Origin of the sequence: Streptomyces griseicoloratus (genome assembly GCF_014534645.1) — a bacterium.
Classification (GTDB): domain Bacteria; phylum Actinomycetota; class Actinomycetes; order Streptomycetales; family Streptomycetaceae; genus Streptomyces; species Streptomyces griseicoloratus.
Genome location: NZ_JACVQF010000219.1, coordinates 69582 through 85435, shown reverse-complemented (window position 1 = coordinate 85435; position 15854 = coordinate 69582). Strand labels below are relative to the sequence as shown.

At 71.5% G+C, this 15854-nt stretch carries 17 protein-coding genes; 16 read left to right on the top strand and 1 reads right to left on the bottom strand.

Going from position 1 to position 15854, the window contains the following annotated elements:
• Positions 1-88 precede the first annotated feature (88 nt).
• The 13 genes from cpaB (at position 89) to H0H10_RS27840 (ending at position 10765) form a co-directional block, all read left to right on the top strand.
• Positions 89-796 (top strand): Flp pilus assembly protein CpaB, encoded by a 708-nt coding sequence (cpaB, locus tag H0H10_RS27900; RefSeq protein WP_188183904.1) that lies wholly within the window; start codon positions 89-91, stop codon positions 794-796.
• Positions 797-805: 9 nt separating this feature from the next.
• A complete protein-coding gene (locus H0H10_RS27895) occupies positions 806-2062 on the top strand; it encodes a CpaE/TadZ family protein (RefSeq protein WP_188183903.1) in 1257 nt (418 codons plus the stop codon).
• On the top strand, positions 2059-2454 hold the full coding sequence (locus tag H0H10_RS27890; RefSeq protein WP_188183902.1) for a pilus assembly protein: 396 nt from the start codon (positions 2059-2061) through the stop codon (positions 2452-2454). Before H0H10_RS27895 ends, H0H10_RS27890 begins: the two co-directional genes overlap by 4 nt.
• Position 2455: 1 nt before the next feature.
• Positions 2456-2815: a TadE/TadG family type IV pilus assembly protein gene (locus H0H10_RS27885; protein ID WP_188183901.1), complete on the top strand. Its 360-nt coding sequence runs from the start codon at positions 2456-2458 to the stop codon at positions 2813-2815.
• A 25-nt stretch (positions 2816-2840) separates the two neighbouring features.
• Positions 2841-4178 (top strand): TadA family conjugal transfer-associated ATPase, encoded by a 1338-nt coding sequence (locus tag H0H10_RS27880; RefSeq protein ID WP_188183900.1) that lies wholly within the window; start codon positions 2841-2843, stop codon positions 4176-4178.
• Positions 4179-4234: 56 nt separating this feature from the next.
• Entirely contained in the window at positions 4235-5179 is a 945-nt protein-coding gene (locus H0H10_RS27875) for a type II secretion system F family protein (protein ID WP_188183899.1), read from the top strand.
• A 17-nt stretch (positions 5180-5196) separates the two neighbouring features.
• Entirely contained in the window at positions 5197-6084 is an 888-nt protein-coding gene (locus tag H0H10_RS27870; protein WP_188183898.1) for a DUF5936 domain-containing protein, read from the top strand.
• Positions 6085-6095: 11 nt separating this feature from the next.
• Positions 6096-7703 (top strand): sensor histidine kinase, encoded by a 1608-nt coding sequence (locus H0H10_RS27865; RefSeq protein WP_223180521.1) that lies wholly within the window; start codon positions 6096-6098, stop codon positions 7701-7703.
• 45 nt (positions 7704-7748) lie between these two features.
• Entirely contained in the window at positions 7749-8633 is an 885-nt protein-coding gene (locus tag H0H10_RS27860) for a response regulator (protein WP_188183897.1), read from the top strand.
• A 111-nt stretch (positions 8634-8744) separates the two neighbouring features.
• On the top strand, positions 8745-8939 hold the full coding sequence (locus H0H10_RS27855; protein ID WP_188183896.1) for a Flp family type IVb pilin: 195 nt from the start codon (positions 8745-8747) through the stop codon (positions 8937-8939).
• Positions 8939-9523: a pilus assembly protein TadG-related protein gene (locus H0H10_RS27850; RefSeq protein WP_188183945.1), complete on the top strand. Its 585-nt coding sequence runs from the start codon at positions 8939-8941 to the stop codon at positions 9521-9523. The genes H0H10_RS27855 and H0H10_RS27850 overlap by 1 nt, the downstream gene beginning before the upstream one ends.
• 34 nt (positions 9524-9557) lie before the next feature.
• Entirely contained in the window at positions 9558-10136 is a 579-nt protein-coding gene (locus H0H10_RS27845; RefSeq protein ID WP_188183895.1) for a hypothetical protein, read from the top strand.
• Positions 10137-10144: 8 nt separating this feature from the next.
• Entirely contained in the window at positions 10145-10765 is a 621-nt protein-coding gene (locus H0H10_RS27840; RefSeq protein ID WP_188183894.1) for an OmpA family protein, read from the top strand.
• Between the two features lie 118 nt (positions 10766-10883).
• Here H0H10_RS27840 and H0H10_RS27835 read toward each other — a convergent pair whose 3' ends face one another.
• Positions 10884-11297, bottom strand: a complete 414-nt coding sequence (locus tag H0H10_RS27835; protein ID WP_188183944.1) for a DUF192 domain-containing protein — start codon at positions 11295-11297, stop codon at positions 10884-10886.
• A gap of 124 nt (positions 11298-11421) precedes the next feature.
• Between H0H10_RS27835 and H0H10_RS27830 the strand changes: the two genes are divergently transcribed.
• The 3 genes from H0H10_RS27830 (at position 11422) to phoH2 (ending at position 15634) form a co-directional block, all read left to right on the top strand.
• Entirely contained in the window at positions 11422-12294 is an 873-nt protein-coding gene (locus H0H10_RS27830; protein ID WP_188183893.1) for an LLM class flavin-dependent oxidoreductase, read from the top strand.
• An 86-nt stretch (positions 12295-12380) separates the two neighbouring features.
• Entirely contained in the window at positions 12381-13169 is a 789-nt protein-coding gene (locus H0H10_RS27825; protein ID WP_223180520.1) for a class I SAM-dependent methyltransferase, read from the top strand.
• A 1139-nt stretch (positions 13170-14308) separates the two neighbouring features.
• Positions 14309-15634, top strand: coding sequence for an RNA 5'-3' helicase PhoH2 (gene phoH2 / locus H0H10_RS27820; protein ID WP_188183891.1), 1326 nt, complete (start codon positions 14309-14311; stop codon positions 15632-15634).
• Positions 15635-15854: the final 220 nt, after the last annotated feature.

Below are 15854 nucleotides of genomic sequence, written 5' to 3'. Positions count from 1 at the left end.
CACCCCGGCGCACGTCCGGCCCACGACCGGCCCGCCCCCCGTCCTCCGTTCCGGCCCGAACCGAACCCCCAATGAGGTTGCACGGCTCATGAACTCCCGTCAGCGCCGCGGCATCATCCTGCTGATCCTGTCGGTCGTCTGCGCCCTCGGCGCGTTCGCCGGCGTGCTGTCCGTCATCCGCGACGTGCAGTCCAAGGTCGGCCCCGAGGTCACCGCCTACCGGCTCAAAACCAACGTGGAGCCGTACACGGCCCTGAACGCGAGCCAGTTCGAGAAGATCGAGATGCCCGAGCGCTGGCTGTCGGAGAACGCGGTCACCGATCTCGACCGGATCCGCGGCAAGATCGCCGTGACGACGCTGAAGCAGGGCTCGTTGCTGCAGAGCGACATGATCGTGGACCAGCCCGCCCTGCAGCCCGGGCAGCAGGAGGTCGCCATCATGATCGACGCGGCGACCGGTGTCGCCGGCAAGATCACGCCGGGCTCCACCGTCAACGTGTACGCCACCTTCGAGGGAGAGCGTGAGGGTGACCCCGCTCAATCCAAGATCATCGTAACAAACGCCAAGGTCCTCGACGTCGGCGAACTCACCTCACTGGAACCCGACGAGAACAGCCGCGACCGGCAGCCCACCGACGCCGTCCCCATCACCTTCGCCCTGTCCACCATCGACGCCCAGCGCATCACCTACGCCGAGTCGTTCGCCCAGCGGGTCCGGCTCGCGCTCGTGGCACCGGGCGGCGACAGCGCCGTGCCGGACAAGGACCGGACGTACGAACTCGCGAAGGACAAGTGAGAGGCCCGCATGCCCACGAGGATCCTCCCGGCAGTCGGCGACCCGGACGCCGTACGGTCCATCACGACCCTGCTCAGCCAGCTCCCGGACGCCGAACCCGTGGCCCCGGTCGTCGACTCGACCCAGCTCGTGGACACCCTCGCCCGGCTGGCCGCCGAATCGGTCGACGAACTGCCCGAGGTCGTCGTCGTGCACGAGCGGATCGGCCCCGTCCCCGCCCTCGAACTGATCCGCGAGGTCGCCCTGCGCTTCCCGGCCGTCGGCGTCATCCTCGTCACCTCCGACGCCGGCCCCGGCCTCTTCCAGGCCGCCATGGACTACGGCGCCCGCGGCCTGGTCGCCCTGCCCCTGAGCTACGAGGAACTCGCCAGCCGCGTCCAGGCGGTGGCCCAGTGGTCGGTGGGCGTACGCCGGCACCTGGGCACCGGCGGCGACGTGTTCACCGGCACCGGCGGCACCGTCGTCACGGTCAGCGGCGCCAAGGGCGGCGTGGGCGCGACCGTGACGGCCATCCAGCTCGCCCTCGCCGCCCAGGCCTCCGGCCGGAGCACGGCACTGCTCGACATGGACCTCCAGACCGGCGACGTCGCCTCCTACCTCGACGTCCAGTTCCGCCGCTCGGTCGTCGACCTGGCCGCCATCACCGACATCTCCCCGCGCGTCCTGGCCGACGCCGTCTTCCGCCACGACACCGGCGTCGCCCTGCTGCTCGCCCCCGGCGAGGGCGAACGCGGCGAGGACGTCACCGACCGCGCCGCCCGCCAGATCGTCGGCGCCCTGCGCTCCCGCTACGAGGTCGTCGTCATCGACTGCGGCGCCCAGCTCGGCGGGGCCGGCGCGGCGGCCGTGGAGATGGCCGACAAGGCGCTGCTGGTGACGACCCCGGACGTGGTCGCGGTGCGGGGCGCCAAGCGGGCGGTGCGCATGTGGGACCGGCTACAGATCCGCAAGGCCGAGGAGACGACCGTCGTCGTCAACCGGCACACCCGCGCCACGGAGATCCAGCCCGCGCTGATCCGGCGGATCACCGGCACCGAGGTCGCGGAGACGGCCGTCCCCGCGGGCTTCAAGGAACTCCAGGGCGCCGTGGACGCCGGACGCATCCACGAACTCGACAGCCGCAGCACCGTCAAGCAGGCCCTGTGGAGCCTCGCCGGCGAGCTGGGGCTGGTCAAGGCGCCCGAGAGCGACCACCGCAAGGGCGGCAGGTTCCGGGGCGACCGGGGGTCGGTGAGCTTCCGGCGCCGCAAGGAGGGCGGAGGATGAGCGCGTTACGCGGCCGGAACGCGCGAGGGGACCGTGGCCAGGTCACCATCGAGTTCCTCGGCATGACGCCGACGATCATCGTGACTCTGGTGGTGCTGTGGCAGCTCGTCCTCGTGGGATACACGTTCACCCTCGCGGGTAATGCTGCGGACGAGGCGGTACGGGCGGGGACCGCGGCGGGCCCGGGGGAGCGGGCCGGCGCGTGCCGGGAGGCCGGCCTCGACAAGCTGCCCGGCGGGTGGGAGGGGGGAGCCGACGTGAACTGCGGCACGGCGAACGGCTATGTCACGGCCGACGTACGGCTCAGGGTCCCCGTCCTCTTCCCGGGCACGATCGGCTTCCCGTTCGACGTGCGCGGACACGCCGGGGCCGTCGAGGAGGAGGACGACTGACATGCCGTACGTCCGGACCGGGCGGCGCGACCGGGGCCAGGTCGCCATCGAGTACCTCGGGTTCCTGCCGATCCTCGTCCTCGTCGCCATGGCCGCCGTGCAGCTCGGCCTGATCGCGTACACCGCCCAGCAGGCCGGCACCGCCGCCCGCGCCGGAGCGCGCGGCGCCTCGCTGCAGCAGAGCGCCGGCCAGGCGTGCCGGGCGGCCGTCAGCGGCTGGCTGGCCGACGGCACCGACTGCCCGCCGTCGTACGCCGCCGACGAGGTGACGGTCACCGCCACCGTCGACATCCCCTCGATCGTCCCCGGCTGGGACTTCGGGGACGCGACCAGGACGGCGACCATGCCGCTCGACCACTGACCGAGGAGCAAGGAGCACCGGACGCATGAGCCTGCGCGCACGCATCCACTCCCCCGAGGAGCACGCCGGCCGGGGCGAGGACGGACACCTGGTCGCCTCCTACCGGGCCAAGCTCCTGGAGGAGATCGACCTGGCGGAGATGAGCTCGCTGGCCACGGCCGAGCGCAGGGCCCGGCTGGAGCGGGTGCTCGGGCACATCATCAGCCGCGAGGGCCCGGTCCTGTCGACGGTCGAACGCTCCCAGCTGATCCGCCGGGTCGTCGACGAGGCACTGGGACTGGGCATCCTGGAGCCCCTGCTCGAAGACGCCTCCATCACGGAGATCATGGTCAACGGCCCCGACGCGATCTTCGTCGAGCGCGGCGGCCGGGTCGAGCAACTGCCGCTCCGCTTCGCCTCCAACGACCAGCTCATGCAGACCATCGAGCGGATCGTCTCCACCGTCAACCGCCGCGTGGACGAGTCCAACCCCATGGTCGACGCCCGCCTCCCCTCCGGCGAGCGCGTCAACGTCATCATCCCGCCGCTGTCCCTGACCGGCGCCACCCTCACCATCCGCCGCTTCCCCCGCTCCTTCACCCTCCAGGAGCTGATCGGCCTGGGCTCGCTGGACGAGCACATGCTGTACCTGCTCGCCGGCCTGGTGCAGGCCAGGTTCAACATCATCGTCTCCGGCGCCACGGGCACCGGGAAGACCACCCTCCTCAACGCCCTGTCCGGTCTGATCCCGGAGACCGAACGCATCATCACCATCGAGGACTCGGCCGAACTCCAGCTCCAGCAGGCGCACGTGATCCGCCTGGAGTCGCGCCCGCCCAACGTCGAGGGCAAGGGCCGCGTCACCATCCGCGACCTGGTCCGCAACTCCCTGCGCATGCGCCCCGACCGCATCGTCGTCGGTGAGGTCCGCGGCGGCGAGTCCCTCGACATGCTCCAGGCGATGTCCACCGGCCACGACGGCTCGCTCGCCACCGTCCACGCCAACAGCGCGGAGGACGCCCTGATGCGTCTGCAGACGCTCGCCTCCATGTCCGACGTGGAGATCCCCTTCGTGGCCCTGCACGACCAGATCAACAGCGCCGTCGACGTCATCGTCCAGCTCACCCGCTTCGCCGACGGCGCCCGCCGCATCACCGAGATCGCCATGCTGGCCAGCCACGGCGGCGAGCCCTACCGCCTGGCCACGGTCGCCCGCTTCAACGCCCGGCCGATGACCGCCGACGGCCGGATCCACGGCGCCTTCGAGTACTACCCCCTCCCGCGCCGCACCGCCGACCGCCTCTACATGGCGAGCCAGCCCATCCCGCAGGCCTTCGGCGTCGCACAGACCGCAGACCAGCTCGCCACCCGAGAGGCCAGGTAGGAACCGTGCCCGCGCAAGCCGCCGAAGCCGAAGCCCGAGCCAGGTAGGAACCGCCGATGGAACTGGAAAACCTCGTCACGCTCACCACCGGCATCACCCTGCTGACCTGCGTCCTGGCGGTCGTCGGCCTGCACTCCTACGCCACGGGCAAGGCGCAGCGCCAGGCCCTCGTCGACCGTCTCGCGGCCACCGGCCAGGCGCCGTCCGCGGGCCGCCGGCGCCGCTTCCGCACCCTGGACCGCCGTCTGCGCCGTACGAAGACCGGCCGGAAGCTGGAACTCCGCCTGGCGGCGACCGGTCTCGACATCACCCCCGGGGAGTTCTTCGTCTACATGCTCGCCAGCGTCGCGGGCCTGTGGATGATCGGACAGGCGGCCCTGGCCCCGTTCTTCGGCCCGCTCGCCGGACTCCTCGGCGCCGCCGCCGCGGTGCAGTTCCTCAACTGGCAACGCCAGAAACGCATCGAGAAGTTCATCAACCAGCTCCCCGAACTCGCCCGCATCCTCGCCAACGCCACCCACGCCGGCCTCGCCCTGCGCACCGCCATCGGCATGGCCGCCGAGGAACTGGAGGCCCCGGCGGGCGAGGAACTCGGCAAGGTGGCCGACCAGCTCACGCTCGGCGCCTCGATGGACGACGCGCTCGGCGAACTCGCGGACCGGCTCCCCTCCCGCGAACTGGTCGTCCTGGTCACCACCCTCATCCTGTCCAACCGGGCGGGCGGCCAGGTGGTCAGCGCGCTGCGCAACCTCACGGAGACGCTGGAGGAGCGCAAGGAGACGCGACGGGAGGTCCGTACGCAGCTGTCCCAGGTGAACATGACGTCGTACGCCGTCCCCGTGCTCGGCGTCGGCTCCCTGTTCCTGATGAACGGCGTGAAGGACGGCGCCCTGGAACGCATGACGGGCTCACCGGCCGGGCAGGTCGCGGTGATCGTCGCCTTCGCGCTGTACGCCGTCGGCTTCGTCCTCATCCGCCGCCTCTCGCGCATCGACGTGTAGGACGCAGGGGAGATCTCATGGGACTGCTGCTCGCACTGGTCATGGGCCTCAGCGTCTGGGGCGTCTTCGCCGGCATCCGCATGTACCGGGCCGAGGCCAAGCTCCCCGGCGACCTCGCCCTCGCCCTGGAGGTCGGCTCCACCCGCACCGGCGCCGTCGACTCCCTCGTCGACCGCCTCGGCATGCGCTACGCCCCCGCCGTCCTGCGCCTGATGGGCCCGAGCCTGGTCGCCAAGTACCGCCGCAAGATCGACCTGGCCGGCAACCCCGGCGGCCTGACCATCGACCGGTACGCCGCCCGCCGGGCGGTCTACGGCTTCCTGGGCCTGACCGGCTTCCTGGTCTTCCTGATGCGCGGCCAGTTCCTGGTCGCCCTGCTCCTGCTGGCCTTCGGGGCGTTCTGGACGGAGGTCGGCATCTGGTCGGCGATCCGCATCCGCAAGGACGAGATCGAACGCACCCTCCCCGACTTCCTCGACGTCCTGGCGGTCGTGGTGAGCGCGGGACTGGGCTTCCGCCAGGCCCTGGACCGCGTCGCCATGCGCTACGAGGGCCCCTGGGCGGACGAGCTGCGCATCACCCTGCGCCAGATGGACCTCGGCATGAGCCGCCGCCAGGCCTTCGCGGAACTGCGCCGCCGCAACGACTCCGAACAGGTGGCGATGTTCGTCACCGCGCTCCAGCAGGGCGAGGAACTGGGCGCCCCCATCGTCGACACCCTGGTGTCCCTGGCCAAGGACATGCGCCGCACGGACGCCCAGAACGCCCGCCGCAAGGCGGCCCGCGCGGTCCCCAAGGCCACGATGATGATCACGACGTTCATGGTCCCGGCCACCATGATCCTCCTCGGCGCCGGACTGATCCTGGGGTCGGGGACGGACTTCGGGACGATCACGGGTGAGTAGGGGAGGACGACATGCCGACCACGAACCCGCCGGCGAATGACCTGGTGGCCCAGGAGCCGGCCGAGAGGCCCACCAGGCGCCTGCGCCGCCGCCCGGGACCGCCGGTCATCACCACCCCGCCGGCGGGCACGGTCCTGCCGGCCCACGCCCGCACGGGCGCCCCCGACGTCCCGGTGACGACGGCGACGCCTGCACTGCCGCCGGGCTGGGAGCCGGCCGAGGCACCGCTGCCGGGGATGCCGAGGCAGCCGGGGCCCGCACCGGCGCCACGGACGCCCGCGCACGACCGGCCGGCCGACGTCACCGCCGCCGTCGCAGGGTCGGAGGCCGCGCACAGCCAGGACCCGGTACCCGGGCCCACACCCGGGCCCGCACCCGCCATCACCCTCCAGGTGAACGCCCTCCAGGCCCTGTGCCGCCAGGTCTTCGGCTTCCGCCTGGCCATGATCGCCGTGGCCGCCCCCGCCGCCCTCCTCAACGCCAACCCGGGCCTGGGCGCGCGCCTGGTCGGGGCCGCCGTGGTCGTCACCTTCATGGGCTCCTACGTCCTCTTCCGGGACTGGGAACGCTTCGGCCCCCTCCTCCTGCGCCACCCCACCCTCCTCGCGGTGGACACCCTCTTCGGCTTCCTGCTCCTGATCTCGGCGGGCCCCGACACGACACTGGCCTACGTCAGCGTCTGCACCCCGCTCCTCGCGGGACTGGTCTACGGCTGGCGCGGCGCGGCCGTCTTCGCCTCCCTCCAGTCCCTGCTCCTGCTCCTCGTCCACGCGACGCTGGAGGACCCGCGCCCGGGTCCGGCGGAGGCATCGCTCCTCCCCGGCCTCTGTGTCATCGCCGGAGCCGTGGGATCGAGCCTGCGCAACCTCCTGCTCCGCTTCGGCTCCGCCACCCAGGCCCTGACGGCCGTGCAGGCCCGGCTGGCCGTCACGGAGGCGGTGAGCGCCGAACGCGCCCGCCTGGCCCGTGAACTGCACGACTCCGTGGCCAAGACCCTGCACGGCGTGGCCCTGGCCGCCGAGGGACTGGCCACCACGGCCGGCGGCGACCGCCCGGACCCGGCGCTGATCAGACGGCAGGCGGACCTGGTGGCCCGCTCGGCCCGTCGAGCCGCCGCCGAGTCCCGCGAACTCCTCACCGACCTGCGCCGCGAGGCCGACCCGTCCCATGCCACGGACGTCACGACGGAACTGGCGGCGCGCACCAGGGACTTCTCCGCCCGCACCGGCGTCCCCGCCACGTACCACCACCCCACCCCGGACCGGGCCGTGCCGGCCGTCCCCCCGGCGGTGGCCCGCCAACTCCTGACCATCGCCTCCGAAGCCATGGAGAACGCCCACCGCCACGCGTCGCCCACCCGCGTGGACGTCCACGCGGGCGTCCACGGCGACCTGCTGCGCATCAGCGTGTACGACGACGGCCGCGGCCTCCCCCCGGGCACCACCCTCGAACAGCTCCGCCACGCGGGTCACTTCGGCCTGGTCGGCATGGTCGAGCGGGCCGCCTCGGTCGGAGCACGCATCCGCATCGGCCGGGGCGACCACCCCAGGGGCACGGAGGTCCGCCTCGACCTCCCCCTGGCCGCACTGACGCCCCCGGACCCGCGGCCACAGACATGAGCACGCGGCAACCGACCCCCCCACGACAGGAGAGGAGGCCCCCCGATGCCGGACGACCCGGACCGGACCCGGAGCCCACTCCACCACGCCATCCCCGCCCCGGCCCCGACGCCCCCGCTGCGGGTGGTCGTCGCGGACGACAACCCGGTCGTCCGGGCCGGCCTCACCGCCCTGCTCTCCGGGCGGGAGGACATCACGGTCGTCGCCGAGGCCGCGGACGGCCGGGCGGCCTGCGAGGCGGCCGACCGGCACTGCCCCGACGTCGTCCTCCTGGACGTCCGCATGCCCGGCGTCGACGGCATCTCGGCACTCCCGTACCTGGTGGGGATCGCACCGGTGATCATGCTGACGTACAGCAGGGAGTCGGAGATCGTGCGGGAGGCACTGCGCCGGGGGGCGGGCGGCTACCTGGTCCACGGCGAGTTCACGGCCGACCAACTGGTGACGGCGCTGCGGGACGTCAGAGAGGGCAGGGCCCACGTCACACCGACGGCGGCGGGCGCGCTGCTGGCCCGGCTGCGGGAGGAGGAGGGCCTGCCGGAGGGGCTGGGTGGCGGCCGCCAGAGTGCGAATGCACATGCGCTGCCGAAGTCAACGCCCCTCGGCCCGCCGCCCGATAGCGCGATTTCGGCACATCCTCTTTCGCAACTGCAACCATCTGTGGGACAGTCGTCGTCCGGTACTCCTGACAGGTCGTCGTTCCGGTCGAGGTTCCAACTGAGCACGAGGGAGGCGGAGATCATGGACCTCATCGCGTCCGGCATGAACAACCAGCAGATCGCCGCCGCGTGCTTCATCAGCGAGAAGACGGTCAAGAACCACATCAACCGCATCTTCGCCAAGCTCCACAGCACCAGCCGCGCCGAGGCCGCCGCCAAGTGGCTCGGCGCGGCACCGGACTCCCGGCGGGCCTGGGGTGATCCGCGATGACCTTCACCGATTGGGCCCGGAATTGGGCCCTGGGGCCCTCCGCGGGACGAGGTGTCCCGCCGTACCTTCCAGAGGCCGAACGCGGCACCGGCCACCCTGGAGGGGAACACCATGACCAACTGGCTCCACACCACCGCCACGTACCTGCGGAACCGCACCGCCCGGAACGACAAGGGGCAGACGGCGGTGGAGTATCTGGGGATCATCGCGGTGGTGGTGGCGATCGTGCTGGCCATTACGGGGACGGATATCGGCGAGACGATTTACAACGCGATCACCGACAAGATCGACGAGGTCGTCGACTGATCCGGCGTCCCGGTCGCAACGACGCAGGGCAGGCCTTCCCCATCTACATCACGGTGGTGGCGGGTCTGCTCTTTCTTGCGTTCGCTTACTTTGCGGTGGGCCAGGCCGCGGCGACTCGTAACGAGGCTCGGACGGCGGCGGATGCCGCCGCACTCGCGGCAGCTCAGGAGACGCGAGACCACCTCGCGGACCACTGGCTGGAGAACGTGCTGAAGCCGGATTTGTGGCAGGACATCTTCGACGGCATAGGGCCGACAGGGAAGCCCTGTGCGCGTGCGGCTCAACTCGCGGCGCAGAATGACGCCCGACTGGAGGATTGCGATCCGAAGGGGCTCTTGGCCTACACGGTCGCTGTCGAGACCAACGAGCCGGTCGGCGACACCATCGTGCCGGGCACGGAGGACAAGAAGGCGAGAGATTCCGCCACCGCCGTCATCGAACCCCGCTGCTCGTTCGAACTCCCGGTGGCGGACGACGAGCTGCCCAGGCTCACTTGCGAGAACCAACAATGGGACCTGGACCCCGACGATCTCGCTGAACTTCCAGAGCCCCAAGACCTTTTTGACGTCCATCTGGCCGACTGACAAGCGAACGATGAGAGACGAAGGAAGCTGAGTCATGAACATTCGGTTCACGGCGAAGGCCCGCAGAGGGATGGCCGCGACGGCCGTTGCGGCTGGATTGGCCCTCGGTGTGGCCGGCTGCGGCGGCGGGAGCGGCAACGACGAAAAGCCCAAGGCATCGGCGTCCGCCACCTCCGGTGGTAAGGCAGGACCCAGCTCCCAGCAGGGTACGGACGCCCCGCTGGCTGAACTGAAAGGGCAGGACGGCCTGATTCTCACGATCGATTCCGCGGCCCGGGACGCGGGTGGATTTGTGACCGTGAGCGGGGAGATCAAGAATGACGGTGCGGAGGCCGCTCGTATTCCGATTCAGACACGGGGTGACGAGACCGAGATCATGCGGCACGGCGGGTCGCTCGGGGGGGCAACCCTCGTGGACTCCGCCAACAAAAAGCGGTACTACGTGCTGCGTGACACCGACGGCCGTCCTCTGACGACCACGGACATGCCCAGGATCAAGCCGGGCGCGTCCATCTCTGTCTTCATGCAGTTCCCAGCACCTCCCGCCGACACGGAGGAAGTCACCTTCCAGCTGCCCACTTTTGCGTCCGCGCCCATTGAGATCTCCGGGTGAGGCCGACAATGAACACCCGCCTCACAATCCTCCTCACCGCCTCCTTCTTCGTGGCCACGAACGTCGTCGGCACGACGTGGGCCCACGCCGACGACAACCCGAACGTCCCCCCCGGCACCGAAGCCTCCGCCCCCGCCCCCGTCGAGGTGGACCCCGACGACCCCGACCTGAAGCTTCCCGACGGGGCGACCCTCGCGCAGGCCAAGGTGTTGGACATCAAGTCGGTCGTGGAGGATCAGAGCGGGGACGAGCGGCGGGAGGACACCAACTCGGACGTGAAGTTCGCGCTCCAGGCCGAGGTGCTGTTCGGCAAGGACAGCGCCAAGCTCGGTGCCGAGGCGAAGTCCCGGATCTCCGGTATCGCCGAGGAGATCAAGACCCAGAACGCCACCAAGGTCCGCGTCTTCGGCTTCACCGACAACCTCGGCTCCTCCGCACACGGCGACGTCCTGTCCAAGCAGCGGGCCAACGCCGTCCAGGAACTCCTGGTGCAGGAGCTGAACGACGCCGGCATCACGTACGAGGTCCGGGGCTACGGCGAGCAGTACCCCATCGCCGACAACTCGACGGAGGCCGGCCGCAAGAAGAACCGCCGGGTCGAAGTCTCCTTCCCCCGCTCAGAAGAGTGACCGTCGCAGCCGCCAACCGATGAACGTCACCCACCGCTACCGCGCCCCGAGTTCCCCGGCCAGTTCCGTGAGCACGGTCGCTCCCCGGCCACGGCGGGCCGGGGTCACGTCACCGCGCTCAGCCCAGAGGGCCCGGGGCCTCGCCCGAGGAACCCGACGGCCGGCCCTCCACGACCTCCACCCGCGTCCCCACCCGCAGCCCCCACCCCGCCATCGCCCCGGCCTCCGCCTCCACCACGTGCCGGGAGCGGAACCGGGGCAGCCCCAGCCGCCCCGGCCGCATGGTGCGCACGGCGATGACGGTGAGCCGGCGGTCGAGGTAGGCGACGTCGATGGGGATGCGCATGCCGAAGGTGTGCACGCTGTTCGCGGGGGAGAGCAGCAGCGCCCCGTCGACGTGGTCGCGCCCCAACAGGCCCTTGGTGCGCGTCCGGTAGGAGGCGGCTACCTCCAGCGGCACCCGGACGTCCGCCGCACCCGGGCCACCCCGTACGACCAGGGCCCCCCGCCCGTCCACCCAGCGCCGCCCCATGAACCAGGCCCCCTCCGTACCACCGGTGTCCCGACCGAACGTACCCACGAAGACCGGGGCCCCACACGGGCCGGCGCCCCGTAATGCTGTTGTCGGCCGGCGCCGCCCGAGATAGGAAGACCCCATGACTGGACTCGGTGCTGTCTTCCGTCCCCAACTGGCCCCCGAACGCCTGCGTGACGTCTGCCGTGCCGCCGACGAGTCGGGCCTGGAGGAGCTGTGGCTCTGGGAGGACTGCTTCCGCGAAGGAGGGATCTCGACGGCCGGCGCTGCGCTGGCGTGGACCGAGCGGGTGCGGGTCGGGGTCGGGCTGCTGCCCGTGCCGCTCCGGAACGTCGCGATCACCGCCATGGAGGCCGCCACACTGCACCGGATGTTCCCGGGACGCGCGATCCTCGGCGTCGGTCACGGTGTGCAGGACTGGATGGGGCAGGTCGGGGCGCGGGTCGAGTCGCCCGTCACCCTGCTGCGCGAGCACCTGCTCGCCCTGCGGGCCCTGCTGCGCGGGGAGCGGGTGACCACCGACGGGCGGTACGTCCGGCTCGACGACGTGGCGCTCGACTGGCCGCCGGAGGGGGACGTCCAGGTGCTCGCCGGTGCCACCGGGCCCCGTTCGCTGCGGCTGGCCGGCGAGGCCGCCGACGGGACGATTCTCACCGCGGCCACCGCGCCCGACGGAGTGCGGCGCGCCCGCCGGCTCATCGACGAGGGGCGGGAGGCGGCCGGGCGGACCGAGCCGCACGAGGTCGTCGTCTACCTCCTCGCCGCCACGGGGCCCGGTGCCGCCGACCGGCTGCGGGCCGAACTGGTCGCCGAAGGTCTCGGCTCCGTTCCGGATCTGGCGGTCGCCGGGGACGCGGGTGCCGTCGCCAAGGCCGTCCAGCGGCTGGCCGAGGCCGGGGCCGACACCGTGATCCTCCAGCCGACCGGGGACGAGCCCGACCCGGAGGGCTTCGTACGGTTCGCGGCCCAGGAGGTCCGCCCGCTGGTGGCCTGAGCCCGCCGTCCGCGCACGGCCGTACCCGTCCGGCCCCGGGCGTCGCCACCCCCTGCCAATGTCCGTCCCCTGCAATGATCGGTCTCATGGCTCGGAAACATCCCCGCACCTTCGAGGAACTCGTCGCCGAAGGCGCCTCCGTCCCCACCGAAGGGTGGGACTTCTCCTGGTTCGAGGGGCGGGCCACCGAGGCCCGGCCCTCCTGGGGGTACGCGCGGTCCATGGCCGGCCGGCTGGAGTCGGCCACCGCCGTGCTCGACGTGCAGACCGGGGGAGGCGAGGTGCTGGACTTCGCGCTCGGGGCCGCCTCCCGCCCGCCCCGGCTCGTCGTCGCCACCGAGGGATGGCCGCCGAACGTCGCCAAGGCCACCGCCCGGCTCCGGCCCCGCGGGGTCGCGGTGGTCGCCTCGCCCGAGGACGCGCCGCTCCCCTTCGCGGACGGGGCCTTCGATCTCGTCGTGAGCCGTCATCCCGTCGTGCCCCGCTGGACGGAGATCGACCGTGTCCTCGCGCCCGGCGGCACCTACTTCGCCCAGCACGTCGGGCCCAGCAGCGTCTTCGAGCTCGTCGAGTACTTCCTCGGGCCCCAGCCCGAGGAGAACCGCAACGCACGCCACCCCGACCGGGAGCGGGCCGGTGCCGAGGCGGCCGGGCTGGAGGTCGTCGATCTGCGGGCGGAGCGGCTGCGGATGGAGTTCCACGACGTCGGGGCCGTCGTCCACTTCCTGCGCAAGGTGGTGTGGATGGTCCCGGGATTCACGGTCGAGGCGTACGAGCCCCGGCTGCGCGCCCTGCACGAGCGGATCGAGGCGGAGGGGCCCTTCGTCGCCCACAGCGCACGCCAGCTCGTCGAGGCCCGCAAGCCGCAGGCGTAGGCAACGGGCCCTCGGTCGGCGGGCATCGTGCCGACCACGTCCTCCACCGGTGTGCCCATCCGGGCGGCACTGGCCAGGAACTGCCGTTCCGGCCGTCGGGCGGTCGCCGCTTCCCAGCTGATCCTCCTGGCCGTCGTCATGGGCGTAGTAGGACAGCTCTTGTCCTGCCAGCGTCCATTCGGGTGGTCCGGGGGCGGCGGCCGGTCCTCGTCGTGGCGGAAGCGGAAGATCGGGACTTCTGCGGGTAAACCGCAAACCTTCGCAAATATCCCCGCGGCCGGAAGGAATGTGCGGAATCGCCCGCCGATCCTCACAGGGTTTCCACATCGTTATCCGGCCTTGCCTTGCGGGGGTCGCGCCCGCCCCGCGTGATCGCGTAAGTTCGGACCAACGTAATTCGCGTCAGCAAAGCTGCGCGGGCGGCACCGTGCAGTGGAGGGGGCTGCGCGGTGCCGCGGTCAAGTCGGCGTTCGCCGCAGGGTTCACCCGGTCGGGGGATGCGGGGGCATTCGGCCGCAGCGGGGCCGACGCGGGCGGCTCCACCGGAAGACCGCCTTCGTCAGACCATTCCCCTGGGATTCCACTGTGTTTTGGCCATGATTCCAGCTGGAATAAGGGGTTCCGTGGCCACCACGGCGTCGCCGGGCGACTTCGGAGAGTAGTTGTGGCACGCCGATGCACGCAGCATCACTTACGAAGGGTTATGGTGGAAACCCCCCCTCGGGCCGGTCCGTCTCCCCCCCACGGACCGGCCCGTTTTTCTGTCCCCGCCCTCCCGCGCTCCCCGCGCCCCCGATGCGACCCGTCCCGGCGTGGAACGAGGGGCCGGCGTAACGAGGAGTTCACCGGTGCGCCGTCCTGTGGCATGGCATGGCCGCGCTCGTTCGAGGGCATAAGGCAAGCAGGTCGATGCCCGAACCCCGGGTGTCGGATCTCAGCGGGCGGCACGGAGCCGTCCGCCCGGGAGGCCCTTTGCACCAGCCCGACCGTGCGGTCACGACACGGAAGAAGCAGCGGAGGGCCGGTTCTCGGCCCGCGCCAGTGCATGGCGGCCGTCGACCGGCCGGCTCGCTCCCGCCTTCCCGGCCCAGCGTCCACTCCGTCGCTCCCCGACCTCATCCGAGGGGGTACGTCCTTCCGTGGTGACCAGCACAAAGCGCCACAAACCAGATCGGCGCACCTATGTTCTCGACACCAGCGTCCTGCTGGCCGACCCGAACGCCCTGAACCGCTTCGACGAGCACGAGGTCGTGCTCCCGATCGTCGTGGTGACGGAGCTGGAGGCCAAGCGGCACCATCCCGAACTCGGCTACTTCGCCCGGCAGGCCCTGCGCCTGCTCGACGAGTTCCGGGTGCGGTACGGCCGCCTCGACGCCCCGATCCCGATCGGGGACCTCGGCGGGACCGTGCGTGTCGAGCTCAACCACTCGGACCCCAGCGTGCTGCCGACCGGCTACCGCCTGGGGGACAACGACTCGCGCATCCTCGCGGTCGCCCGCAACCTGCAGGCCGAGGGGTTCGACGTCACCGTCGTGTCGAAGGACCTCCCGCTCAGGATCAAGGCATCCTCCGTCGGCCTGCTCGCCGAGGAGTACCGCGCCGAGCTGGCCATCACGGACGCCTCCGGCTGGACCGGGATGTCCGAGCTGACCCTGCCCGGCGAGCAGGTGGACGTCCTCTTCGAGGAGGGGCACGTCTTCGTCCCCGAGGCCGCCGGACTGCCCGTGCACACCGGGCTGACCATCCAGTCGGAGCGCGGGAAGGCCCTCGGCCGCGTCACCGCCGAGGGCAACGTCCGGCTGGTGCGCGGCGACCGGGAGGCGTTCGGCATCAAGGGGCGCAGCGCCGAGCAGCGGATCGCGCTCGATCTGCTCCTCGACCCGGACGTCGGGATCGTGTCGATGGGCGGCCGGGCCGGCACCGGCAAGTCGGCGCTGGCGCTGTGCGCGGGTCTGGAGGCGGTGCTGGAGCGCCGGCAGCACCAGAAGGTGATGGTCTTCCGTCCGCTGTACGCGGTGGGCGGGCAGGAGCTCGGCTATCTGCCCGGCACCGAGGCGGAGAAGATGAGCCCCTGGGCGCAGGCGGTCTTCGACACGCTCTCGGCGGTCACCAGCCGGGAGGTCATCGAGGAGGTCACCGCCCGCGGCATGCTGGAGGTGCTCCCGCTCACGCACATCCGCGGCCGGTCGCTGCACGACGCGTTCGTCATCGTGGACGAGGCCCAGTCGCTGGAGCGGAACGTGCTGCTGACCGTTCTGTCGCGGATCGGGGCCAACTCGCGGGTGGTGCTGACGCATGACGTGGCGCAGCGGGACAACCTGCGGGTCGGCCGGTACGACGGAGTCGTCGCCGTCGTCGAGAAGCTGAAGGGGCATCCGCTCTTCGCCCACGTCACGCTGACGCGGTCCGAGAGGTCCCAGATCGCGGCGCTTGTGACCGAAATGCTGGAGGACGGGCACATCTGAGAATTCAGGCCCGACAAGGGCCGGTTACGCGTCGGTCGGCGCCGTCCGGAAAGGCGAAGAGCCTAGCCGGGCGGCGCCTTCGCATGTTGGCGTTTCTGTGAATCCCCTGGGCCAAACGGGATGTGAGCTTTCACACGCAACGGGGAATTGCCTTGCCCCGTCGGGTTGCGGCAGAGTCTCACTCCTGTCAGGCCCCGCATACGACACATCTGTACCCCCA